The sequence below is a fragment of the Ruegeria sp. BHSB058 genome, from assembly GCF_059613285.1.
The window spans coordinates 51,603-72,920 of sequence record NZ_JBXWSF010000008.1; the positions used below are offsets into that span (position 1 = coordinate 51,603).

The 21,318-nt window shown below is 60.8% G+C and carries 23 protein-coding genes; 12 read left to right on the plus strand and 11 right to left on the minus strand.

From position 1 onward, the window contains the following. Nucleotides 1-12: 12 nt before the first annotated feature. The 4 genes from AC2FNB_RS03615 to argH form a co-directional block, all read right to left on the minus strand. Nucleotides 13-2,547, minus strand: coding sequence for a TIGR02302 family protein (locus AC2FNB_RS03615; RefSeq protein ID WP_496744522.1), 2,535 nt, complete (start codon nucleotides 2,545-2,547; stop codon nucleotides 13-15). 36 nt (nucleotides 2,548-2,583) lie between these two features. Beyond that, the gene (gene lysA, locus AC2FNB_RS03620; protein WP_496744524.1) at nucleotides 2,584-3,849 is read right to left on the minus strand and encodes a diaminopimelate decarboxylase; all 1,266 of its coding nucleotides are present in this window, start codon (nucleotides 3,847-3,849) and stop codon (nucleotides 2,584-2,586) included. Between the two features lie 228 nt (nucleotides 3,850-4,077). Beyond that, entirely contained in the window at nucleotides 4,078-4,260 is a 183-nt protein-coding gene (locus tag AC2FNB_RS03625; protein WP_480748713.1) for a hypothetical protein, read from the minus strand. Next, a complete protein-coding gene (gene argH / locus AC2FNB_RS03630) occupies nucleotides 4,257-5,648 on the minus strand; it encodes an argininosuccinate lyase (protein ID WP_496744526.1) in 1,392 nt (463 codons plus the stop codon). Before argH ends, AC2FNB_RS03625 begins: the two co-directional genes overlap by 4 nt. A 21-nt stretch (nucleotides 5,649-5,669) precedes the next feature. Here argH and AC2FNB_RS03635 point away from each other — a divergent pair, with 21 nt between their 5' ends. From AC2FNB_RS03635 to yddG, 11 genes are all read left to right on the plus strand, one after another. Continuing rightward, complete coding sequence (locus tag AC2FNB_RS03635) at nucleotides 5,670-6,236, plus strand: TlpA disulfide reductase family protein (RefSeq protein ID WP_480748711.1); 567 nt, start codon at nucleotides 5,670-5,672, stop codon at nucleotides 6,234-6,236. A 64-nt stretch (nucleotides 6,237-6,300) separates the two neighbouring features. Continuing rightward, entirely contained in the window at nucleotides 6,301-6,663 is a 363-nt protein-coding gene (locus tag AC2FNB_RS03640) for a hypothetical protein (protein ID WP_480748710.1), read from the plus strand. Between the two features lie 85 nt (nucleotides 6,664-6,748). Beyond that, nucleotides 6,749-7,078 carry a hypothetical protein gene (locus AC2FNB_RS03645; protein WP_480748709.1) on the plus strand — a complete coding sequence of 110 codons (330 nt, stop codon included), beginning with the start codon at nucleotides 6,749-6,751 and terminating at the stop codon, nucleotides 7,076-7,078. A 59-nt stretch (nucleotides 7,079-7,137) separates the two neighbouring features. Continuing rightward, nucleotides 7,138-7,524 carry a hypothetical protein gene (locus AC2FNB_RS03650; protein WP_480748708.1) on the plus strand — a complete coding sequence of 129 codons (387 nt, stop codon included), beginning with the start codon at nucleotides 7,138-7,140 and terminating at the stop codon, nucleotides 7,522-7,524. Further along, nucleotides 7,521-8,492, plus strand: a complete 972-nt coding sequence (locus AC2FNB_RS03655; RefSeq protein WP_496744529.1) for a sterol desaturase family protein — start codon at nucleotides 7,521-7,523, stop codon at nucleotides 8,490-8,492. The genes AC2FNB_RS03650 and AC2FNB_RS03655 overlap by 4 nt, the downstream gene beginning before the upstream one ends. Before the next feature lie 89 nt (nucleotides 8,493-8,581). Continuing rightward, complete coding sequence (locus AC2FNB_RS03660; RefSeq protein WP_496744531.1) at nucleotides 8,582-8,758, plus strand: hypothetical protein; 177 nt, start codon at nucleotides 8,582-8,584, stop codon at nucleotides 8,756-8,758. Nucleotides 8,759-8,855: 97 nt separating this feature from the next. Beyond that, nucleotides 8,856-9,692 carry an EAL domain-containing protein gene (locus AC2FNB_RS03665; protein WP_496744532.1) on the plus strand — a complete coding sequence of 279 codons (837 nt, stop codon included), beginning with the start codon at nucleotides 8,856-8,858 and terminating at the stop codon, nucleotides 9,690-9,692. A 198-nt stretch (nucleotides 9,693-9,890) separates the two neighbouring features. Continuing rightward, nucleotides 9,891-11,066 (plus strand): acetyl-CoA C-acetyltransferase, encoded by a 1,176-nt coding sequence (locus tag AC2FNB_RS03670; RefSeq protein ID WP_496744534.1) that lies wholly within the window; start codon nucleotides 9,891-9,893, stop codon nucleotides 11,064-11,066. A gap of 186 nt (nucleotides 11,067-11,252) precedes the next feature. Then, nucleotides 11,253-11,975 carry an acetoacetyl-CoA reductase gene (phbB, locus tag AC2FNB_RS03675; RefSeq protein WP_480748703.1) on the plus strand — a complete coding sequence of 241 codons (723 nt, stop codon included), beginning with the start codon at nucleotides 11,253-11,255 and terminating at the stop codon, nucleotides 11,973-11,975. 303 nt (nucleotides 11,976-12,278) lie between these two features. After that, nucleotides 12,279-13,226 (plus strand): transcriptional regulator GcvA, encoded by a 948-nt coding sequence (locus AC2FNB_RS03680; RefSeq protein ID WP_480748702.1) that lies wholly within the window; start codon nucleotides 12,279-12,281, stop codon nucleotides 13,224-13,226. Beyond that, entirely contained in the window at nucleotides 13,223-14,089 is an 867-nt protein-coding gene (gene yddG, locus AC2FNB_RS03685) for an aromatic amino acid exporter YddG (RefSeq protein ID WP_496744537.1), read from the plus strand. Before AC2FNB_RS03680 ends, yddG begins: the two co-directional genes overlap by 4 nt. Here yddG and AC2FNB_RS03690 read toward each other — a convergent pair. From AC2FNB_RS03690 to AC2FNB_RS03700, 3 genes are all read right to left on the minus strand, one after another. Further along, complete coding sequence (locus AC2FNB_RS03690; RefSeq protein WP_480748700.1) at nucleotides 14,086-14,250, minus strand: YdcH family protein; 165 nt, start codon at nucleotides 14,248-14,250, stop codon at nucleotides 14,086-14,088. The two genes, yddG and AC2FNB_RS03690, sit on opposite strands and share 4 nt — an antisense overlap. Before the next feature lie 116 nt (nucleotides 14,251-14,366). Next, nucleotides 14,367-15,140 carry a tRNA1(Val) (adenine(37)-N6)-methyltransferase gene (locus AC2FNB_RS03695; protein WP_496744539.1) on the minus strand — a complete coding sequence of 258 codons (774 nt, stop codon included), beginning with the start codon at nucleotides 15,138-15,140 and terminating at the stop codon, nucleotides 14,367-14,369. After that, complete coding sequence (locus AC2FNB_RS03700; protein ID WP_480748698.1) at nucleotides 15,137-15,352, minus strand: putative signal transducing protein; 216 nt, start codon at nucleotides 15,350-15,352, stop codon at nucleotides 15,137-15,139. Before AC2FNB_RS03700 ends, AC2FNB_RS03695 begins: the two co-directional genes overlap by 4 nt. Before the next feature lie 56 nt (nucleotides 15,353-15,408). On the opposite strand from AC2FNB_RS03700, the gene AC2FNB_RS03705 reads away from it, so the two are divergent. After that, nucleotides 15,409-16,407: a polyprenyl synthetase family protein gene (locus AC2FNB_RS03705; RefSeq protein ID WP_496744541.1), complete on the plus strand. Its 999-nt coding sequence runs from the start codon at nucleotides 15,409-15,411 to the stop codon at nucleotides 16,405-16,407. Here the strand turns inward: AC2FNB_RS03705 and AC2FNB_RS03710 are convergent. From AC2FNB_RS03710 to soxR, 4 genes are all read right to left on the minus strand, one after another. Then, on the minus strand, nucleotides 16,400-17,221 hold the full coding sequence (locus tag AC2FNB_RS03710; protein ID WP_496744542.1) for a 4-(cytidine 5'-diphospho)-2-C-methyl-D-erythritol kinase: 822 nt from the start codon (nucleotides 17,219-17,221) through the stop codon (nucleotides 16,400-16,402). The genes AC2FNB_RS03705 and AC2FNB_RS03710 overlap by 8 nt on opposite strands. Continuing rightward, on the minus strand, nucleotides 17,211-18,878 hold the full coding sequence (locus AC2FNB_RS03715; RefSeq protein ID WP_496744562.1) for a tetratricopeptide repeat protein: 1,668 nt from the start codon (nucleotides 18,876-18,878) through the stop codon (nucleotides 17,211-17,213). Before AC2FNB_RS03715 ends, AC2FNB_RS03710 begins: the two co-directional genes overlap by 11 nt. 151 nt (nucleotides 18,879-19,029) lie before the next feature. Next, entirely contained in the window at nucleotides 19,030-20,679 is a 1,650-nt protein-coding gene (locus AC2FNB_RS03720; protein ID WP_480748695.1) for an electron transfer flavoprotein-ubiquinone oxidoreductase, read from the minus strand. A gap of 136 nt (nucleotides 20,680-20,815) precedes the next feature. Beyond that, on the minus strand, nucleotides 20,816-21,271 hold the full coding sequence (gene soxR / locus AC2FNB_RS03725) for a redox-sensitive transcriptional activator SoxR (protein ID WP_496744544.1): 456 nt from the start codon (nucleotides 21,269-21,271) through the stop codon (nucleotides 20,816-20,818). Nucleotides 21,272-21,318 lie beyond the last annotated feature (47 nt).

Here is a 21,318-nt window from a genome sequence, read left to right on the forward strand (position 1 = left end):
TTCAATCCGGGCTCAGAATCGTTCCAGCAACCGCTTGAGATAGTCCAGTTCGATTTTCGGACGGTCGGTTTCCCCACTGCGTCTGCGGATCTCATCCAGCAGCTCACGGGCGCGGCGATAGACGTCATCACCATGCAGCAGGTTTTCTTCGGTCGAAATCGATCCACCCGCGCCCTGATTGCGCCCCAGTGGATCCCGTCTGCGGGCCTGCATCTCGCCAGCTTCGGTGCCTTGGCCCGGCTGACCCTGCTGTTCCTGCGCCAATGCCTCACCCAAGGCTCGCATGCCCTCGCGCAATGCGTCGATTGCCTCGGACTGGTTGTCGATCGCATCGGCAAACTCGTCGTTTCGCAGCGCCTCTTCGGCCTCTTCCATCGCGCGCCCAGCGCGCCCCAGCGCATCCCGCGCCTCGTCACCTTCGGGGGTCCCAAGGCCTGGCAGGTTCTGCTCTTGCCGACGCAACTCATCGCGCAAGGCCTGCTGCCGGTCTGCCAGCGAACCCTGACCCGGCTGGCCTTCTCCGGCCTGGTCACCCTGCCCTTGACCACCTTGGCCTTCGTGGCTTTGACCACGCCCCTGCCCGCCTGACTGGCCCTGATTGTTCTGGCTTTCGCCGGACTGGGCGCCGGGGTTGAACTGCTCCTGCAAATCACGGAACGCCTGATCGCTCAGCCCCTGTTGGTTGCGCAGGGTCTCTGCCAGCCCCTCCATCGCCTGCTGCCCCTCGGATTGTCCGTTCTGGCCCTGACTTTGAGTGACGCGCATGTTTTCCATCATCTGCTGGAATTCCTGCAACGCCTGCTGCGCCTCGGCCATGCGGCCCTGTTCCATCAACTCCTGAATGCGATCCATCATGCGTTGCAGGTCATCCTGCGTCATCTGCAAGGTTTCGCCATTTTGACCCTGTGGAGGTTGAGTGCCATCCTGCTGCGCCTGCCGCTGCAACTGACGCAGATAGTCATCCGTGGCCTCGCGCAGTTCTTGCATCAATTCCGCAATTTCCTGATCAGACGCGCCGTTTTTCATCGCTTCTGACAAACGCTCCTGTGCGCGGCGCATCCGCTCGAGCGCGTCGCTCAGCGTGCCTTCCTCGATGAGGATCGCCAGATCCCACAATGCCTGTGCAATCTCGGCCTGCTGCTCGGGCTGCAAGCCGAACTTGGTAAAGGTTTCAAGCCGTCGCAGCACCACCCGCAAACGCAGATAGGCAGTCTCGGAACGGAAAATATCCTCGGGCCGGTGTGAGATCGCACGCAATAATTGCGCCACCCGCGTGGCATTGGACTTTGCCCACAACAAATCCCGCCGTTGTTCGATCACCGCTGCCGCCAACGGATCGAAAAAGCGGCGGGCGGGCAGATCGGTCGAATATGGCACGGCAGTGGTTTGCTGTTCTGATGCATCCTGCGCCGAAAGTGTGATCTTCACCGGCAGATGGGCCCAAGGATGTTGCGAGAAGTCTTCGATCAGGTCTTCTTCGAAATCGCTGCGATCCCCGGCTATCGGCAAGGGCAACTGCACCGTTATCCTGTCCCGTGGTTCGGGATCGGCGCTCAATCCGTATCGGCGGTCGACCGCGGCCAGATCAAGCTCGATCACGGCCTCACCGCCAGTGACGCCAAAATCATCCTTGGCGGCAAAAGGCAGGATCATCTGCCCGCCGGCTTCCGACTCGGCAGCGCCCGTCACCTTGATCCAGGGGGCCCGGTCCGGCACCACGTCGATGACCCATTCCCGGCCACCCGGCCCCTCAACCTTCAAAACACCGGATCGGTTCGAAAGAAACTCCTGTTCGGGTTCGCTTGCATCCTGCGTCCCCGTCTCCGACACCGTCTCGGTCAAAGACAGCACTCCGACCTGCCCGTAAAACCGCAATGTCACGCGGCTTCCTTCGGGCACTTCGACTGCTTCCTTCGGCAGATCAGCCAGATAGAGCGTCGGCCGCCCGGTATAGCGCGGCGGCTCGATCCAGCCTTCCCAGGTCGGCCCTTGCGCCGCCGTCGCCGCGCCCGGCGTCATTTCGGCGATCGAGCCGGCACGCCAAAGCGACCCGAACAGCACCGCAACCACCAGGGCCACCAGCGCCGAGTATCTCAGGGCATAAGGGTCGCGCGCGGCCAGATTCAGATCAGGCCTGACCGGCGCCGCCCGCGACGCGCGTGCTGCCATCCTCTCCTGATGGGCACGCCACAACACGACCGAAGCCCGATCAAGTGTCCCGATCGCCTGATCATCCAAAAGCGCCTGAATCGGGCGGCCCGGAAGCGTTTCGTCCAACCGGCTTAGGACATCGACGTATCGCGGCCAGCAAAACCGCCTGATCCCCAGTACCAGCGCAACCAACAAGCCCAGACCGGCAATCGCAGCCGCGACCCACACCGTCTCGGTCGATACAAGGTCATGAATACCCAGCATCAGAAACGCAAGCGCGGCCATCACGATGGAAATCGCCGGCCAGAACGACCGCAACACCTGTTCGGCCACCATGCCCCCGCGCGTCAGCCACAGGGTCAGTCTGGGAACCGGTAATGGAGTTCTGGCGTTCACGACGGGCCTCCTGCCAGGGCCCGCGCGGTCATCGCGTCAAAGCCACTCGGGTATGGTATCGCGGTTTATGATTTCGTCAAAGGTCGGACGCGCACGAATAACCGCGAATTGATCCCCATTGACCATAACCTCCGGGATCAATGGGCGCGTGTTGTACTCGCTCGCCATCACCGCCCCATAAGCCCCGGCGCTGCGAAACGCGATCAGGTCACCCGGAGACAGCGGCGGAAGATCGCGTTGCTTGGCAAATGTATCGCCGGTTTCGCAGACTGGCCCGACGATGTCATATCGCTGTTTTTCCAAACCCGGCTCAGGCTCCGACACCGGATCGATATCGTGATGCGCCTCGTACATCGCGGGGCGGATCAAATCGTTCATTGCACCGTCGATGATCAGGAAATCGCGCCCCTCTCCGGACTTTACATAGATGACCTTGCTGACCATCAACCCGGCATTGCCCGCGATCAGGCGACCGGGCTCGATCTCGATCTCACAACCCAGATGGCCCAGTTTTTCCTTGATCAGCGCGCCGTATTCCAACGGCAGCGGCGGTGCCGCGTTCGAACGGGTATAGGGAATGCCAAGCCCGCCGCCCAGGTCCAGCCGCCGGATATCATGCCCCTCGCCGCGCAGGCGCTCGGTCAGCTCTGCCACTTTCTGATAGGCCTGTGCAAACGGTTCCAGATCGGTCAGCTGCGAGCCGATGTGAACGTCAATGCCAACCACTTCCAGACCGGGCAATCCGGCGGCATGGGCATAAACTTCGGACGCACGCGAAATCGGTATGCCGAACTTGTTCTCGGACTTGCCGGTCGCAATCTTGGCATGGGTCTTGGCGTCCACGTCCGGATTCACCCGCACGGTGATCGGCGCAACCTTGCCAAGCTCCAGCGCAATCGCGTTGATCACCTCCATCTCGGGCTCGGACTCGACATTGAATTGTCGAATGCCACCGCTCAGCGCGATCCGGATCTCGTCCGCTGTCTTGCCGACGCCCGAAAACACGATCCGCTCACCCGGCACACCAGCCGCTTTGGCACGCAGGTATTCACCGACTGAAACCACGTCCATCCCCGCGCCCGCCTGCGCCAGCGTTTTCAGGATCGCCTGATTGCTGGCTGCCTTCATCGCATAGCAGACAAGGTGGTCGGTGCCCCCCAGCGCCTCATCGAACAGCCGGAAATGCCGCAGCAGCGTGGCCGTCGAATAGACATAGAACGGGGTACCCACCGAAGCGGCGATTTCGGTTATCGGAACGTCCTCGGCGTAAAGCGCGCCGTCGCGGTACAGAAAGTGATCCATGTGCCCGCGCTTAGACCAAAAGAGGCATAAGGATCAAATGATTCCGCTTAAAGCTCGCCTCAGAACCTGTGCGAGCCGCCGACCCGCGCATAGCCGGATATCCGGATGCCTGGTTGCGACGGTTCCCCCTGCGCCTGAGACGTCGAGGGCGGTTTTGATGCCGTGCTCGGCTCACACGCAGCCAGAGCAAGAAGTGACATGATCAGAGCGATGAATTTCATAACGTCTTCAGAACCCGAACAGAACGCTGACCGGCCCCTTCTGCAGGCCGACAGCCCCCGCTGTATAGATTCCGCTGTTCGAAATGCCCACGCCCGCGTTCAGTGTCGGCTGCACCGGTTCACCATCCGCACCGCAGCCTGCGAAAAGCAACGTCAAAACGAGCAACGGAATGGTTCGGATCAGGGTCATGCAATTGCCGCCTTCCACCGTTCGATCTGGCTACGCACCTGCGACGGAGCGGTGCCGCCATAGGACTGACGCGAGTTTACCGAATTTTCCACGCCAAGGACAGAATAGACGTCGCCGGTGATCCCGGCATGGGCCGACTGCATCTCGTCCAGCGACAGGTCCGGCAAGTCGCAGCCTTTCTTTTCCGCCTGGGCCACCAACGCGCCGGTGACGTGGTGGGCATCGCGGAACGGCAGGCCCAGCACCCGCACCAGCCAGTCGGCAAGATCGGTGGCCGTCGAAAATCCCGACCCGGCAGCAGCCGCAAGACTATCGCGGTTGGCTGTCATGTCCCTGACCATGCCCTCCATCGCCGCAAGCGCCAGCATCCAGTTGTCGGCGGCATCAAAGACCTGTTCCTTGTCTTCCTGCATGTCCTTGGAATAGGCCAGTGGCAGCCCCTTCATCACCATCATCAGCGCGGTGTTGGCGCCAAATATCCGGCCCACCTTGGCCCGGATCAGCTCGGCTGCGTCGGGGTTCTTTTTCTGCGGCATGATCGACGACCCGGTCGAGAACCGGTCGCTGAGGATCACAAAGCGGAACTGGGCCGACGACCAGATCACCAGTTCCTCGGCAAACCGCGACAGATGCACGGCGCTGATCGAAGCCACCGACAGGAATTCCAGCGCAAAGTCACGATCGCTGACGGCATCCAGCGAATTCGCGGCGGGACGGTCAAAGCCCAACGCCTCGGCCGTCATGTGCCGATCAATCGGGAAAGAGGTACCCGCCAGCGCCGCTGCTCCCAACGGCGATTCGTTCATCCGCGCGCGGGCATCGCGGACGCGGCTCAGGTCACGGCCAAACATCTCGACATAGGCCATCATGTGATGACCCCATGTCACCGGCTGTGCGGTTTGCAGGTGGGTGAAGCCGGGCATGACCCAATCGGCCCCGGCCTCGGCCTGCGCCAAAAGCGCGCGGATCAGGGCCAGAAGACCGGATTCGGCGGCATCCAGCTGGTCCCGAACCCAGAGTTTGAAATCTGTCGCCACCTGGTCATTGCGCGAGCGACCCGTGTGCAAACGACCCGCCGGTTCGCCGATGATCTCCTTCAGCCGCGCCTCGACATTCATGTGAATGTCTTCCAGCGCGGTGGAAAACTGAAACTCTCCGTCCTGAATTTCTGACAAAACGGTGAGCAGCCCTTCCCGAATGGCCTTGGCGTCACTATCACTAATTACGCCCGTCGCGGCCAGCATGGCGGCATGGGCCCGAGAACCGGCAATGTCTTGCGCCGCCATCCGCTTGTCGAACCCGATCGAAGCATTGATTGCTTCCATGATCGCGTCAGGACCGGCGGCAAAGCGGCCGCCCCACATCTGGTTCGAGGATTGATCGGTCATGCTGGAAAACCCGGAGTTGATATGCGCCTATTTCGTCTGATCCCCCTTTATATGGCCCTCGCGCTGGGTGCAAACACCGCAATGGGCGCGGATGTCGCAACGCTCGAAGCGCTGCGCGACGGCAGCCTCAAGCGTCTGATCGTGCATTCCCAGCCCAAACCGGTCGAGGTGGTCGAATTCCAGCTGGAGGATGACAAGGGTACCGGCTCAATCGCCGATTATCGCGGCAAATATGTCCTGCTGAACTTCTGGGCCACCTGGTGCGCGCCCTGCCGCAAGGAAATGCCCCAGATCGCCGAGTTGCAGGAAGAATTCGGCGGCGACAAGTTCGAGGTCCTGACACTTGCCACGGGTCGCAATTCGCCCGCGGGCATCAAGAAATTTTTCGAAGAAAATGGCATCACCAACCTTCCGCGCCATCAGGATCCGAAACAGGCGGTCGCACGCGAGATGGGCGTCATCGGATTGCCGATCACGGTGATTCTCGATCCCGAAGGCAACGAGATCGCCCGCCTGATCGGTGACGCCGAATGGAATTCAGACAGCGCCAAGGCGATCGTTTCCGAGTTGATTGGCGCCAATAGCTAAACAATCAGGCCAAAAACGACCGAATCGTGTTATTCTCCGAGCGTTTTTTTAAAGGAGAATAGCTATGAGAATTGTTTCGCACTTGGCCGTTGCGGCCAGCATCGTTCTGTTTGCGGCGACTGGCGCCAACGCCAAGGAGATCAAAAAGAAGCAACAATTCATGGATGCGGTCGTTGGCAAGAAACTTGTCAGCGGGAACACTTGGGTAATGGTATCGGCAGACGGAAAGATCTCGGGCGTTGGCAAAGACAATGCCAAGGTCGTGGGTGCCTGGGTGTGGAACAAACGCTACTGGTGCCGAAATGTAGTGGTTGGCGACAAGGCCCTTCCCGAGGATTGCCAAAAGGTTTCAATCGACGGCAATCAGGTCACTTTTACGCGCAACAAGGGCAAGGGTGAATCGGGAACCTTCACAATTTCCAACTAAGAACACTTCTTTCCTGTTTTGTGCTAAACTGAAACCGGCTCCATCCGAGCCGGTTTTTGCGTGCAGCCGGGGAAAGGAGGTAGCGATGAAACCCGTGGTTTTGCTGATAGGACGCCTGCCGAACGTGATCGGCGACGTGGCGCGTCAACTGGAACATCTGCCCATCGAATGGCTGGGCGCCCATGATCAGGCCGAAGTGATCCGTCAGTTGGAAACCGAACCCCGCATTGCCTGCGCAATCATGGGGGCCGGGCTTGACGATGCCACACGCGGTGCCCTTGTCGGGATCATCGCATCGCGGCGTCCCGACATCTCCATCCACCTCAAGGACCGTGCCTCGGGGCCAAGCGGGCTCGGGCCGTTCGTCGAACGCGTCGTCCGGCACGAGGTTCTGAACCGGATGCAGCCAAGCTGACGCCACGCCACCTTTGACAGTTTCCCGCCGCCTTTGCAGATTGTCGCCGGGAGGCACCGATGCCGCTGGAAATACTGTTACTCTTGGTCGTTGGCGGCATCGCAGGGATCGCCGTGGTTCTGCACCTGTCGGGTCGCTCGAACCTGCGCGTTCTGACACCCGACAGCGTACGCGCGGAATGGGCGCGCCACTTTCCCGAAGACCGCATCATCGACGCAACGCTCAACCATTGCGGCCACGCCGCGCTGGTGCGCACCGACACGGGCCCCGGGCTGCTGTGGTCCTTCGGGGCCGACACGGTGGGCCGGCGCCTTTTTGACTTTGACTGGCTGGATCATCCGCAAGGGGTGCATTTCTTCTTCCACGATTTCGGCGCGCCACAGACCCTCGTCCGGCTGGACGAAACCGAACGCCCGCACTGGAAAAACCTGTTGAGACAGCCATGACAGACCAGATCACCTATCCCGATGTCGTCCAATGGGCGGTGCCGTTCTTCATCGCCGCGATCATGGTCGAGTTTCTGTGGACCGCCCTCAAAGGCCGGGGCGGGCGGTATGAAACCCGCGACGCCGTGACCTCGCTGATCATGGGGGCGGGCAATGTCGCCTCGGGGCTTTTGCTGGGCTTCATCGCCTGGGCTTTCTTCATGTGGCTGTGGCGCCTGACCCCGCTTGATCTGGGTGCCTCCCTCCCTGTTGTTCTATTGTGCTTTGTCCTCGACGACCTGCGCTACTATTGGGTGCACCGCTTCGGCCACCGCATCCGATGGGTCTGGGCCAGCCATGTGAACCACCACAGCTCGCAGCACTACAATCTCACCACCGCCCTGCGACAGACCTGGACCTATACGTTCACCTTCATGATGGTGGTACGCGCGCCGCTCATCCTGCTGGGCTTTCACCCGGCGATGGTGCTGTTCTGCGGCGGCCTGAACCTGATCTATCAGTTCTGGATCCACACCGAGGCCATCGGCAAGATGCCCCGCTGGTTCGAGGCGGTGATGAACACCCCCAGCCATCACCGGGTGCATCACGGGCGCAACGCGCGCTATCTGGATTGCAACTATGCCGGCGTGTTCATCATATGGGACCGGATGTTCGGCACCTTTGTCCCCGAACAGGCGAGCGAAAAGGTGGACTATGGGCTGGTCCACAACATTGGCACCTTCAATCCCCTTCGCGTGGCCTTTCACGAATGGGTGGCCATATTCCGGGACATCGCACAACCTGGGCTGAATCTGCGGCAACGCCTGGCCTATGCCTTTGGCCCCCCAGGCTACAGCCATGACGGCAGCCGCGACACCTCGGACCGGATCAAGGCAAAGCACCTTGCCCGCCATCCCCACTTGCAGGGCACGCCGGGATTTGAAGGGTCCGGCGACCCAGCCATTTCCGGCTCACAGCAGGCTTCCTGACCGGGGGTCGCTTGCGGCCGTGCTTGAAATCCGGACCGCCAAACCCCCATATGAAGGCGATGCAGTTCAGGTGCCCGTCGGAGTCGAGTATGAGCAGAGTATTGGTTTTTTCGGTCGCAATCGGGCTGATCGGGCTGGCCCTGACAATGATCGCCGCTCTGGGCGCTTTCCCTGCCGCAATTATCCTCGCCGGGTACGGCCTGATAAGCCTCGGAACCCTCGGAGCGGTGACGAGCGCGGTTCTGGCGCACCTGTCGACGCGCTGAACCTCCACAACATTTTCATAAAAAGCGAAAGTTAACCGATACTTCACCACTCGGCCCCGAGACTGCTGCCGTGTGTTGGCAGGATTCGGTTGGCGGAATGCAAAAACGCAGGTTCAAAAAGGCGGTATCCGACGGGACGGAAACCCCCCTGAGTGCAGCGGTGGCGGGTCGGGACCGGTCGGTTCTGCAAATGGTGACCGAGGCGGTCAAGCACAAGCAATGCATGCTCGCCTATCAGCCCGCCGTTCAGGCCACGCCGCCCAATACACCGGCGTTTTACGAAGCATTCATAAGGGTTCTGGACGAAACCGGCCGGATCATCCCGGCAAAGGAGTTCATGCCACAGGTCGAAGACACCGAAGTTGGCCGGGAACTGGACTGTATCGCGCTGGAAATCGGGCTGCGCCAGATGGCGCACAATCCCGATATTCGGCTGTCGATCAACATGTCGGCCCGCTCAATCGGGTATTCCCGTTGGTCTGCGGTGCTGGATAGATTCCTGACCAAGAACCCGACGCTGGGTGAGCGGCTGATTCTGGAAATCACGGAAAAATCAGCCATGCAGGTTCCCGAACTGGTCATCGATTTCATGGATCGGTTGCAGGCCCGTGGGATTGCCTTTGCACTGGACGACTACGGGTCCAGCACTTTCAGCTTTCGCCATTTCCGCGACTTCCTGTTCGACGCGGCCAAAATCGATGGCCAATTCGTTCGCGGCGTCGACCAGAATCCTGACAATCAAACCCTGATCCGGGCTTTGATCGCCGTCGCCCGCGAATTCGACATACTCGTCACGGCCGAATCGGTCGAAACCCGGGAAGAGGCCGAGTTTCTGGTGCGCCACGGTGTCGATTGCCTGCAGGGATTCCTGTATGGCGCCCCCTCCGTCGCACCGCCCTGGAAGACAAAAAATGATGAACGGGCCAGCGCTTAAGGCCTTGCCGCAACAGCGAAACACCGCCTGAAATATCGAACTGAGACAAGCTGACCGTTGCTGCAACTGCAGCATTGCGCTATGGCAATGGGTGTTAGAGCGGGGGATAACGAGGCGCTCTGCATTCTGAGGGATGCCGTCCCGATGACCTGCGCCGTCAAATTTCCCGAAAGACTATGACGGTAAAGGATTGACTGAATGACCAACGTAGTAATCGCATCCGCCGCACGGACCGGCGTCGGCAGTTTTGGCGGCTCATTTGCGAACACCCCCGCACATGACCTTGGCGCAGCCGTTCTCGAAGCGGTCGTTGAACGCGCCGGTGTCGACAAGGGCGAAATCAGCGAAACCATCATGGGTCAGGTCCTGACCGCCGCCCAAGGCCAGAACCCTGCCCGCCAGGCCCACATCAACGCTGGCCTGCCACAGGAAAGCGCCGCCTGGGGCATCAACCAGGTGTGCGGCTCGGGTCTGCGCGCCGTGGCGCTGGGCGCGCAGCACATCATGCTGGGCGATGCCGAAATCGTCTGTGCAGGCGGCCAGGAAAACATGACCCTTTCGCCTCACGCCGCCGCTCTGCGCGCCGGTCACAAGATGGGCGACATGAAATACATCGACACCATGATCCGCGATGGTCTGTGGGATGCCTTCAACGGCTATCACATGGGCCAGACCGCCGAGAATGTTGCGGAAAAATGGCAGATCAGCCGCGACATGCAGGACGAGTTCGCCGTCGCCTCGCAAAACAAGGCCGAAGCGGCGCAGAAGGCAGGCAAATTCAAGGACGAAATCACGCCGTTTACCATCAAGACCCGCAAGGGCGACATCGTGATGGACAGCGACGAATACATCCGTCACGGCGCAACGATGGAAGCCATGGCAAAGCTGCGCCCCGCCTTTACCAAGGACGGCTCGGTCACAGCCGCAAACGCTTCGGGTCTGAACGACGGCGCTGCGGCCACGCTGCTGATGTCGGCTGAAAACGCCGAAAAGCGCGGCATCCAGCCTCTGGCCCGTATCGCCTCTTATGCGACCGCCGGACTGGACCCGTCGATCATGGGCGTCGGCCCGATCTATGCCTCGCGCAAGGCGCTGGAGAAAGCCGGCTGGTCGGTTGACAATCTGGATCTGGTCGAGGCGAACGAAGCCTTTGCCGCGCAGGCCTGCGCCGTGAACAAGGACATGGGCTGGGATCCGGCCATCGTGAATGTCAACGGCGGCGCAATTGCCATCGGCCACCCGATCGGCGCTTCGGGCTGTCGCGTTCTGAATACGCTGCTGTTCGAGATGAAGCGCCGCGACGCCAAGAAAGGTCTTGCGACCCTCTGCATCGGCGGCGGCATGGGCGTTGCCCTGTGCGTGGAGCGCGACTGAGTGCTCTGTCACCGCAAATAGTCAAAGGCGCTTTCGGGCGCCTTTTTCTTTGACACCGCGATTTTTTGCTGCACCTGCGACAATATTTGCACGAAAGCCCTGAATTTCTTCGCGAAACAATATTGCGCATCTGCGGCATAGTTTGTAGCAAGATTACCAAGACAACTCTAATCGGAGGAATTCTCTATGGCACGTACAGCACTCGTCACCGGCGGCTCCCGCGGTATCGGCGCAGCAATTTCCAAGGCGCTCAAAGCCGAAGGGTACAACGTCGCAGCCACCTATGCAGGCAATGACGAAGCTGCGGCAAAGTTCACCGAAGAAACCGGCATCGCCACCTACAAGTGGAATGTCGCCGATTACGATGAATCCAAGGCGGGCATCGCCAAGGTCGAGGCCGAGGTCGGCCCGATCGACATCGTGGTCGCCAACGCCGGCATTACCCGCGATGCGCCGTTCCACAAGATGACCCCGGAACAGTGGCACCAGGTGATCGACACGAACCTGACCGGCGTGTTCAACACCGTGCACCCGATCTGGCCCGGCATGCGCGAACGCAAGTTCGGCCGCATCATCGTGATCAGCTCGATCAACGGTCAAAAAGGTCAGTTCGCACAGGTGAACTATGCCGCCACCAAGGCCGGCGATCTGGGTATCGTCAAATCTCTGGCTCAGGAAGGCGCACGCGCAGGCATCACCGCCAACGCGATCTGCCCCGGCTATATCGCCACCGAAATGGTGATGGCCGTGCCAGAGAAGGTGCGCGAGGCGATCATCGGCCAGATCCCCGCAGGCCGTCTGGGTGAACCCGAAGAAATCGCACGCTGCGTGACTTTCCTGGCATCCGACGATTCGCAGTTCATCAATGGCTCGACCATCTCGGCCAACGGCGCGCAGTTCTTCGTCTGAACACGAGCACCGGAAATGAAATCGGGCCGGTCCCAACGGACCGGCCCTTTTTTATCCCGTAAGAACGCGCGCGCTGCGTTCAGCGGGAACCCATGAACCATGCAATAACCCGTCTGACCGTTTTGCCTCGCTCTTCATGCGCGCGTCGAAACGCACACCGGGTCGCGGCCATGGCTGTCATCTCGATCATGTCTGGCATCCTTTCGATTCAGTATACTTTGACTTGCCATCAGCATGCGGCACTGTTTCATCTTCCACAAACGAGACTTTTCAACTCTTCGATTTAGTTTTACTTAACTGAGCATGAGTGACCGCCTTCCCCCTCTGACCGCCTTGCGCGCCTTTGATGCCGCCGCGCGTCACATGTCTTTCGCCAAGGCCGCGGACGAGTTGAATGTCACTCCGGCCGCCCTGTCCTTTCAGATCAAGTCGCTCGAAGACCACTTGGGCCGGCCGCTGTTTCGCCGCCTCAACCGTGCCGTCGAACTGACCAACGCGGGCAAGGCGCTGGCCCCCGGCGCAGCCGAAGGGTTCGCCACCCTGCAATCCGCGTGGACATCCACCCGCCGCCTGCTGGACAACACGACGCTCACGGTGACCGCAGGGCCAGCCCTGACCGCCAAATGGCTCGCGCCCCGCCTATACGAATTCGCCCGCGCGCATCCCGAAATCGATCTGCGGTTTTCGGCCACCCTACGCAATCTGGACCTGAACCGGGACGACGTCGACGTCGCGATCCGCTTTGGCTATGTACAAGACGACGAGCTGTACTCGGTTCCGGTCAGAAAGGAGTGGCTGACACCGGTCATGACCCCTGATCTGGCCGAACGGTTCCCGACACCACAAAGCCTGACGCAGGCACCGCTGATCCATGACGATTCGATCGGCTTTCTGAACCCGCCCTGCGACTGGCCCACATGGTTTCGCGCCGTCGGAATCGATTTCACCCCGACCCATGGCGCCCATTTTTCGCACGCCGATCACGCCATAGACGCGGCTGTGGCGGGTGTCGGTGTCGCGCTGGGGCGGCGGCCAATGATCCTCAAGGACATGCTCGAGGGCCGGTTGGTCGCCCCTTTCAAGATTGCCATCGAGACCAGAGCCCGATTTCGGTTCCTATGCCTCAAAGGCGCCGAAACCCGCCCTCAAATCGCAGCATTCCGGGACTGGTTTCTTGCAGAGATCGAAAAGACCGCGCATATCTCGGACGAATTCGAAATCATACCGGTCGAGGACATTCCCCCGAAATGACCCGCAATCGCGCCACGACAATCGGCTTTGTCGCTGTCCTCCTTTGGGCACTGCTCGCCCTGTTCACCGTGGGTTCGGCCCCAACGCCGCCGCTGCTGCTCAACGCGATCTGTTTCAGCATCGGCGGCACGCTGGGCCTGATCTGGACGGCACGGACCGGCGGGTTGTCGCAACTGAAGGATGTACGCTGGACGGTTTTTCTGTTCGGCGCGATGGGGTTGTTCGGCTATCACGCACTGTATTTTTCGGCGCTGCGCATGGCCCCAGCCGCCGAGGCTGGTTTAATTGCCTATCTCTGGCCCCTGCTCATCGTCCTGTTTTCGGGATTGCTGCCCGGAGAGCGCCTGCACGCTGGTCACCTGATCGGCGCCGTTCTTGGCTTTTCCGGCGCGGCGCTGATCATCACCGGCGGTGGAAGCGCCGGGTTTCAGGCTCAGTACCTTCCCGGCTATCTGCTGGCCCTGCTCTGCGCACTCACCTGGTCGGGCTATTCGGTTCTGTCCAGGCGATTGGGCAAGGTGCCCACAAGTTCGGTTGCGGTTTTCTGCGTTCTGACTGCGCTTGCGTCATGGGGCCTGCATTTCGCGGTCGAAGAAACGGTCTGGCCGCAAACGACACTGGCCTGGGCCTCGTCTGTGGCACTCGGTCTCGGCCCCGTCGGGCTGGCCTTCTATGTCTGGGATATCGGGGTAAAACACGGCGACATTCAGATGCTCGGCACCAGTTCTTATGCTGCGCCGCTGTTGTCTACCTTAGTGCTGGTTCTGGCCGGTATCGCCGCACCCTCCTGGGTGCTGGCGATCGCAGCTCTGCTGATAACCAGCGGTGCCGCCATCGCGGCACGCGCCAGCCTCAAATCTTAGCTTGAAAGACGTTCGATCTCTTCTTTCAGTTTGAGTTTCTGCTTCTTGAGTTGAGCGATGTGAAGATCATCGATACCTGGGGAGCGCTGGGCTTCTTCTACTTCGACACTGAGGTTAGCATGCTTCCGTTTCAGTTCGGTCAGATGTGCGCTCACGCTCATGGCGATCCTCCTTGTCAGTGATTTGTACAATTCAAGTTGAGCATATCGTATTCTGACTGTCACGCGGGATCAGCACCGAATCTGTCACAAATTCTTCAATTTCGGCCATTGGCCGCTTATCGTGTCTTGGGCCATTGCATAGGTGCCCCTTCGCGCTGAACCGCAGCGATTTCGGGCGTGTAATGATCCTCGTCGCGCAGGTGTTTCTCACCCATGTGAAGAATCACCGGCGCGTGCAGAACAAACGCCGCCCGACCACCCTTTTGCGCCCGCAGGATCAACAACTCCGGTGCCCTGCCCAGACGTGGCGACAGGGGCAGGACCTCGACCGACCCCAACCGCCCCGTACAGGCGGCCAGCATTTCCGGCAGGCGGTCGGCACGCTGGATCATGTGCAAATAGCCGCGCGGCGCCAGACGTTTTGCCGCAACCGCGATCCACGTATCCAACGGCGTCCGCTCACCCATGGCGACATGCCGCCCCGCATCTTTCGAAGGGCTGTGCGCGCCAGCACGGAAATACGGGGGGTTCGCAATGACATGGTCGAACTGGCGCTGGCGCAGATCAATGGGCAACTCGGCGAGATCCGCCTCCACGACCTCCAGGCCGACGCCGTTCTCCTCGCCATTGCGATGCGCCAGTTCCGCATAAGCTGGTTGCAGCTCCACACCGGTCAGGGTCATCCCGCCCACCCGTGCTGCCAGACACAGGATAGCCGCCCCTGCTCCGCACCCAAGCTCCAGCACCGATTGGCCCGCCCGCGCCGGAACCGATGCCGCCAGATAAACCGGATCGACACCGGCCCGATATCCCTTGTGCGGCTGCCACAGGCGGACACGTCCGCCAAGAAAATCGTTGCGGGTCAGATCGTGTTCCGCGAACCCCGTCATCGGCCCAACGGGATCTCGTTGTCTTTCATCGCCCGGACGGCCCGGTCGAAATCATCGACCCGCACCATCAATCGTCGCGGGAATATCCCGATCCCGCCTTCAAGTACGCTCATATTTACGTCTATCTCAAAGCAGTCTATATCCTCGCCCCTAAGAAGAGCGGAAGCAAAAGCCATGATAGTCGGATCGGTGGTGCGCAGAAGTTCTTTCATGGGGATGGATGTAAGGGCAAGGTAGGGCGAAAGTCGAGCCTTGTATCAGGAGTGTGATGGACATCAGCACAATTTCGAAACCGCATGAAAGGCTGGCGGAGCTGCTGGCCGCCGAGATGGACGCCGTGAACGAGTTGATCCGCGTTCGCATGGCCTCGAAACACGCGCCGCGCATCCCCGAGGTGACCGCCCATCTGGTCGAAGCAGGCGGCAAGCGCCTGCGCCCGATGCTGACGCTGGCTGCGGCACGGCTGTTCGGATATTCCGGCGACCATCACATCCGCCTCGCCGCCACGGTCGAATTCATCCACACCGCCACTCTTCTGCATGACGACGTGGTCGACGAAAGCGCCCAGCGGCGTGGGCGCCCCACAGCCAACCTGCTGTGGGACAACAAAAGCTCTGTTCTGGTCGGCGACTACCTGTTTTCCCGCAGTTTCCAGCTGATGGTCGAAACCGGCTCGCTTCGGGTGCTGGACATTCTCGCCAATGCCTCGGCCACGATTGCCGAGGGCGAGGTGCTGCAAATGACCGCCGCGACCGACCTGCGCACCGACGAAAGCGTGTATCTGCAAGTGGTGCGCGGCAAGACGGCGGCCCTGTTTTCGGCGGCAACCGAGGTCGGCGGCGTCATCGCAGGCGCGACCGAGGAACAGGTGCGCGCGCTTTACGATTATGGCGATGCACTGGGCATCGCCTTTCAGATCGCCGACGACCTGCTCGATTATCAAGGCGACAGCGCGGCCACAGGCAAGAACGTGGGCGACGATTTCCGCGAACGCAAGCTGACGCTGCCGGTCATCAAGGCGGTAGCGCAGGCGACGACGGACGAACACGCCTTCTGGCAGCGCACGATCGAAAAGGGCCGCCAGCAGGACGGCGATCTGGAACACGCCCTGAAGCTCATGCACAAATACCGGACGCTGGACGAAACCCGCGCCGATGCCCTCCGTTGGGCGGCCAAGGCCAAGGCGGCGCTGGGCGTGCTTCCCGATCACGAACTTCGCGGCCTGCTGCACGATCTGGCCGATTACGTGGTTTCGCGCCTCAATTAAGCTGCACCGCGCGGCACCACCAATCGGGATAGGCCACGCCGATCTCGTAGGCCGCGAAATGCGCGTCCTTCATCGTGGGGTACAACGCAAAACAGGTTGACCCCGACCCCGACATGCGGGCCAGCAGCGCCCGTGACGTCATCCTCAGTTCATCAAGAACGCGCTCGATCTCTCGCGCCACACCCATGGCCGGAATTTCCAGATCATTCCGTTGCTGTCTTAACCAATCCGCGCAATCGGCGGTTTCACCGAAATCCGGGATGTCATCCGGCATCGCGGCATTGTCGCGCCAGGCAAGCGCACCGAACACCGCACCGGTCGGCACCGCCACACCGGGATTGACCAAAAGCGCCGGCAGGTGGGGCAGGTCGACCGGTGAAACCTGCTCGCCAATCCCCTGCATCCGTGCCGCGCGCGCGGACAAGCAAACAGGCACGTCAGCCCCCAAAGACAGCGCCAGTCCCTCGGGAATTTCGATCCCCTGTCCGGACAAGGCCCAAAGCGTCGCCGCCGCATCCGACGAACCGCCCCCGATCCCGGCACCGTGCGGCAGAACCTTGTTCAGGCGAACATGGCCGCACCATCCCATCGCCTCGGCCGCTTGCCAGACCAGATTGCGACTGTCGACCGGGACGCCCTCTGCATGTTCGCCAGTGACGTCCATCGACAAGTCAGACCCAGCGGAAAACTCCAGGCGATCTCCGATATCGGCAAACACCACCAGCGAATCCAGCAGGTGATAGCCATCGTCGCGTCGGCCGGTGACATGAAGGGTCAGGTTGATCTTGGCGGGCGCAAAGGCCTCAACCGTCATTGGCCACCTGCAAGGGGTCCGCGCCCTCTTCCTGCAACACCGCATCCAGACCGATATCCAGCTTGCGGCGAATGCGTTCGGGGTCGGCCTCGCCATCGGTGTCTTCGGGATCTATGAACGACAGGGCGCGTTTCCACTGGAACTCGGCCTCGCGCGCGCGGCTGACGGCCCAGTACACATCACCCAGGTGGTCGTTCACGACCGGGTCGATGGGCATCAACTCAACCGCGCGCTCCATATGCCCGACCGCCTCGTCATAGCGCCCAAGCCGGAACAGGACCCAGCCCAGACTGTCCACGATATAGCCGCTGTCAGGCTGCGCCAGCACCGCGCGCTGAATCATCTCCAGCGCTTCGTCCAGCTTTTCCCGCCGCTCGACCAGCGAATAGCCCAGATAGTTCAACACTTGCGGCTGATCCGGGCTCAGCTCCAGCGCCGCGCGGAAATCGGCTTCGGCCGCATCCCAATGTTTCAGGCGCTCATGGCTTATTCCGCGCGCATAGTGCAGGAACCATTGACCGCCCGCCCCCTCTTCCAACAGTTCAAGCGCCTTGTCATACGCGGCCACGGCTTCGGAGTACTTTTCCTGCTGCCGCTGCAAATCACCCAGCGCGCTGTGGACAACCGGAAGGTTGGGATAGTGCTGCGCCAGTTGCTCCAGCACCTCGATGGCGGCATCGGGCTTGGCCGACCGGCGCAAGGCCTCGGCCCGCCCCAGTTCCGCCGCATGATAATCCGGCCCGTCGGGTGGCACCATCTTATAGGTCGCAACCGCCAGATCATACTGACCCAACCCATCCAGCAACTCGGCACTCAACAGCAGCGCATCGATGTGATCGGGGCGCAGGAAAGTTGCGGTGCGGGAATAGACCAGAACGTAATCATGCGCCGCCTCGTTATTGAGCGCCGTACCGATGGAAAAGAATACCTCGGCCATCCCGTCAGCCGCTGAGCGCGCATGGGTGAATGGCAGCTTCTCACCGGCCTCAAGCTGTTCCGACACGGCTTGCAACGCAGGGTCGGCACGCCCCGCGAACACCTCGGCCAGATTTGCCAGTGCCTGCTCATTGCGGTCCAGTTGCGAAAGAACTTCGGCGCGCGCCAGAACCGCGCGGCGCGACATCCGCGATACCCGTCCCTCATCGGCGGCAAAGATCGCTTCCGCGCCTTCATAATCACCGACCGAAGCCAGCGCCAAAGCCTTGTGATAACGGGCAAAGTCCCGCAATCCGTTCTGTTCTGAAACCTTGTCGAACTGTTCCAGCGCCTTGGATACGGCCCCGTCGCCCATATATGCCCAGGCCGTCACCAGGCCATCGACCAGCGGTCCGATCCCCATGGTTTCGGGGTCCCGCTCCAGTATCTCCTTGTACCGCCCTTCCGAGATCAGGTTGGCCACGACCACCATATGCGCGACCTGGCTGCGCAAACCCTGCGCCTCCATTTCTTGCGCAACGGCATAGGCGCGTTTCAGGTCCCCCAGCGACAACTGCGCCAGAACCACGTTTTCCATCAAAGCGGGATTGGCCGGATCGATGGCAAGCGCCTGAACAAAATACCGCGCCGCCGCTTCATAATCGTTGCGATACACCGATTGGCGCCCTGCCAGATACGCCCCGGCCCCCGAGTCGGCCAATGCCGTCGTTGGTAGGGCCATCGCAACCGCAAGTGCGGCACCTGCCGCATGTCGTACCAAGGAGAACACCGCAATCCTGCCTTTTGTCGTTATTCCGGACACAAGCTAGGGCCTCGGCGGTAAAGAGGCAATGGCAGAGCTTTCACGTCCCCGCCATTGCCCAGTTTCTTGCTTACATATTGGGATAGTTCGGGCCATCCCCGCCCTGCGGCGTGGTCCAGGTGATGTTCTGGCTGGGATCCTTGATGTCGCAGGTCTTACAGTGGACACAGTTCTGAAAGTTGATCACGAACCGAGGCTCCTTGCCGTCTTCCTCGACCATCTCGTAAACGCCCGCCGGGCAATACCGCTGCGCCGGTTCGGCGAATTTCGGCAGGTTGACCTTGACCGGGATATCCGGATCGGCCAGCCGCAGGTGGCAGGGCTGGCTTTCCTCGTGGTTGGTCATGGCAAAGGACACGTTGGTCAGCCGGTCAAAGGACAGCGTGCCATCGGGCTTGGGATAATCGATGGGCTTGTGCTTGCTAGCTTCTTCGGTCGACTGGGCATCGTTCTTGCCATGCCCCAGCGTACCAAAGAACGAAAAGCCCAATGTGTTGGTCCACATGTCCAGACCACCCAGCACCAGCGAGGGGATCATCCCCCACTTGGACCACATCGGCTTGACGTTGCGCACCTTCTTCAGGTCCTTGCCAATCGCGCCATTGCGCACATCGGCCTCGTAAGCGGTCAGTTCATCGCCCGAACGCTCTGCCTTGATCGCGTCATAGGCCGCCTCGGCGGCTGCCTTGCCCGACAGCATCGCGTTGTGGTTGCCCTTGATGCGCGGCACGTTGACCATGCCCGCCGAACAGCCCAGCAGCGCCACACCAGGCGCGACCAGCTTCGGCATCGATTGCAGACCGCCTTCGGTGATCGCCCGCGCGCCATAGGCCACGCGCTTGCCGCCCTTCAGCAGCTCGGCCACCATCGGGTGATGCTTGAAGCGCTGGAATTCCATATAGGGGTACAAGTGCGGGTTCTTGTAGTTCAGATGAACCACAAAACCGACATAGACCTGATTGTTTTCAAGGTGATAGATGAACGACCCACCGCCTGCGTTGCCCCCCAGAGGCCAGCCCATCGTGTGGGTCACGGTGCCTTCCTTGTGCTTGGCCGGATCGATCTCCCATATCTCCTTCATGCCAACGCCGTATTTCTGCGGCTCTTTCCCGGCCTGCAGGTCGTACTTGGCGATCACCTCCTTGGACAGCGAGCCGCGCACACCTTCCGACAGGAAGACGTATTTGCCGTGCAGCTCCATGCCCGGCTCGGTATTCGGCCCGTAAGATCCATCAGCCTCAAGACCAAAGACACCGGCCACGACGCCTTTGACTTCGCCATTGTCGCCATAAACCAGCTCGGAACAGGACATGCCGGGGAAGATCTCGACGCCCAGTTCTTCGGCCTGCTCGGCCATCCAGCGACAGACATTGCCCATCGAGACGATGTAGTTGCCGTGGTTGTTCATCAGCGGCGGCATCGGGAAGTTCGGAATGCGGATCTGACCAGCTTCACCCAGCATATAGAAGTTGTCTTCGTGCACCGGTGTGTTCAGCGGCGCACCCTTTTCCTTCCAGTCGGGGATCAGCGCATCCAGACCGCAAGGGTCAAGAACCGCGCCCGACAGGATATGAGCGCCCACTTCCGAGCCTTTTTCCAGAACGACGACGTTCAGGTCCGCATCCAGCTGCTTCAGACGGATGGCCGCCGACAGGCCCGCAGGACCCGCGCCCACGATCACCACGTCATATTCCATCGCTTCGCGTTCAATTTCGGCCATCGTGGGCTCCTTCGCTGACTTTCCGAATTGGCGCTCTCAACGCGTGATCTGCGCAATTTTGTTTCACGCGTGATTACCCGTTGTGAAAGACCTTGGTCAATCGAAACACGGCGTAAAATCGCTGCAATGCGGCAGTTCAGCCCTCTGGTGCGTCGCCCATGAGGTATCTGGGACCGCTACCACGGGATTTTGCCCTGTCATCGGGGTTGTACAGCCTGCATTTCGGCAAGCTCAGACAGCCGCACCCGATGCATCCGTCCAGGTTGTCGCGCAACCGGATCAGGGTATCGATTCGGCTGTCCAGATGTGCCCGCAACCCCTTGCTGATCCGTTTCCAGTCCTGCGGTGTTGGCGTCCGGTTTCCCGGCAGGTCGGCCAGAACCTCGCGGATCTCCGGCAACGACACGCCGAATTGCTGTGCGATCATCACGAAACTCAGCCTCCGGATATCGGCACGCTGATACCGCCGCTGCCCACCCGCATTGCGCCAGGGCGAAATCAGGTTCTGCGCTTCGTAATAGCGGATCGCCGACACCGCCAGACCGGTCCGCCGCGCCAATGCGCCGATGGAAAGCCCCTCTGACACCGCCATCTCTCAACTCCGGAAAAATTCCTTGACCTAAAGTTAGGTTTAGAAAT

Bases quoted from the DNA above. Each gene is read 5' to 3' on its own strand.
- lysA (WP_496744524.1), bottom strand. From the start codon at position 3,849: ATGGATCACTTTCTGTACCGCGACGGCGCGCTTTACGCCGAGGACGTT.
- AC2FNB_RS03625 (WP_480748713.1), bottom strand. From the start codon at position 4,260: ATGACCCTGATCCGAACCATTCCGTTGCTCGTTTTGACGTTGCTTTTC.
- argH (WP_496744526.1), bottom strand. From the start codon at position 5,648: ATGACCGATCAATCCTCGAACCAGATGTGGGGCGGCCGCTTTGCCGCC.
- AC2FNB_RS03635 (WP_480748711.1), top strand. From the start codon at position 5,670: ATGCGCCTATTTCGTCTGATCCCCCTTTATATGGCCCTCGCGCTGGGT.
- AC2FNB_RS03640 (WP_480748710.1), top strand. From the start codon at position 6,301: ATGAGAATTGTTTCGCACTTGGCCGTTGCGGCCAGCATCGTTCTGTTT.
- AC2FNB_RS03645 (WP_480748709.1), top strand. From the start codon at position 6,749: ATGAAACCCGTGGTTTTGCTGATAGGACGCCTGCCGAACGTGATCGGC.
- AC2FNB_RS03650 (WP_480748708.1), top strand. From the start codon at position 7,138: ATGCCGCTGGAAATACTGTTACTCTTGGTCGTTGGCGGCATCGCAGGG.
- AC2FNB_RS03655 (WP_496744529.1), top strand. From the start codon at position 7,521: ATGACAGACCAGATCACCTATCCCGATGTCGTCCAATGGGCGGTGCCG.
- AC2FNB_RS03660 (WP_496744531.1), top strand. From the start codon at position 8,582: ATGAGCAGAGTATTGGTTTTTTCGGTCGCAATCGGGCTGATCGGGCTG.
- AC2FNB_RS03665 (WP_496744532.1), top strand. From the start codon at position 8,856: ATGCAAAAACGCAGGTTCAAAAAGGCGGTATCCGACGGGACGGAAACC.
- AC2FNB_RS03670 (WP_496744534.1), top strand. From the start codon at position 9,891: ATGACCAACGTAGTAATCGCATCCGCCGCACGGACCGGCGTCGGCAGT.
- phbB (WP_480748703.1), top strand. From the start codon at position 11,253: ATGGCACGTACAGCACTCGTCACCGGCGGCTCCCGCGGTATCGGCGCA.
- AC2FNB_RS03680 (WP_480748702.1), top strand. From the start codon at position 12,279: ATGAGTGACCGCCTTCCCCCTCTGACCGCCTTGCGCGCCTTTGATGCC.
- yddG (WP_496744537.1), top strand. From the start codon at position 13,223: ATGACCCGCAATCGCGCCACGACAATCGGCTTTGTCGCTGTCCTCCTT.
- AC2FNB_RS03690 (WP_480748700.1), bottom strand. From the start codon at position 14,250: ATGAGCGTGAGCGCACATCTGACCGAACTGAAACGGAAGCATGCTAAC.
- AC2FNB_RS03695 (WP_496744539.1), bottom strand. From the start codon at position 15,140: ATGACGGGGTTCGCGGAACACGATCTGACCCGCAACGATTTTCTTGGC.
- AC2FNB_RS03700 (WP_480748698.1), bottom strand. From the start codon at position 15,352: ATGAAAGAACTTCTGCGCACCACCGATCCGACTATCATGGCTTTTGCT.
- AC2FNB_RS03705 (WP_496744541.1), top strand. From the start codon at position 15,409: ATGGACATCAGCACAATTTCGAAACCGCATGAAAGGCTGGCGGAGCTG.
- AC2FNB_RS03710 (WP_496744542.1), bottom strand. From the start codon at position 17,221: ATGACGGTTGAGGCCTTTGCGCCCGCCAAGATCAACCTGACCCTTCAT.
- AC2FNB_RS03715 (WP_496744562.1), bottom strand. From the start codon at position 18,878: ATGGCCCTACCAACGACGGCATTGGCCGACTCGGGGGCCGGGGCGTAT.
- AC2FNB_RS03720 (WP_480748695.1), bottom strand. From the start codon at position 20,679: ATGGCCGAAATTGAACGCGAAGCGATGGAATATGACGTGGTGATCGTG.
- soxR (WP_496744544.1), bottom strand. From the start codon at position 21,271: ATGGCGGTGTCAGAGGGGCTTTCCATCGGCGCATTGGCGCGGCGGACC.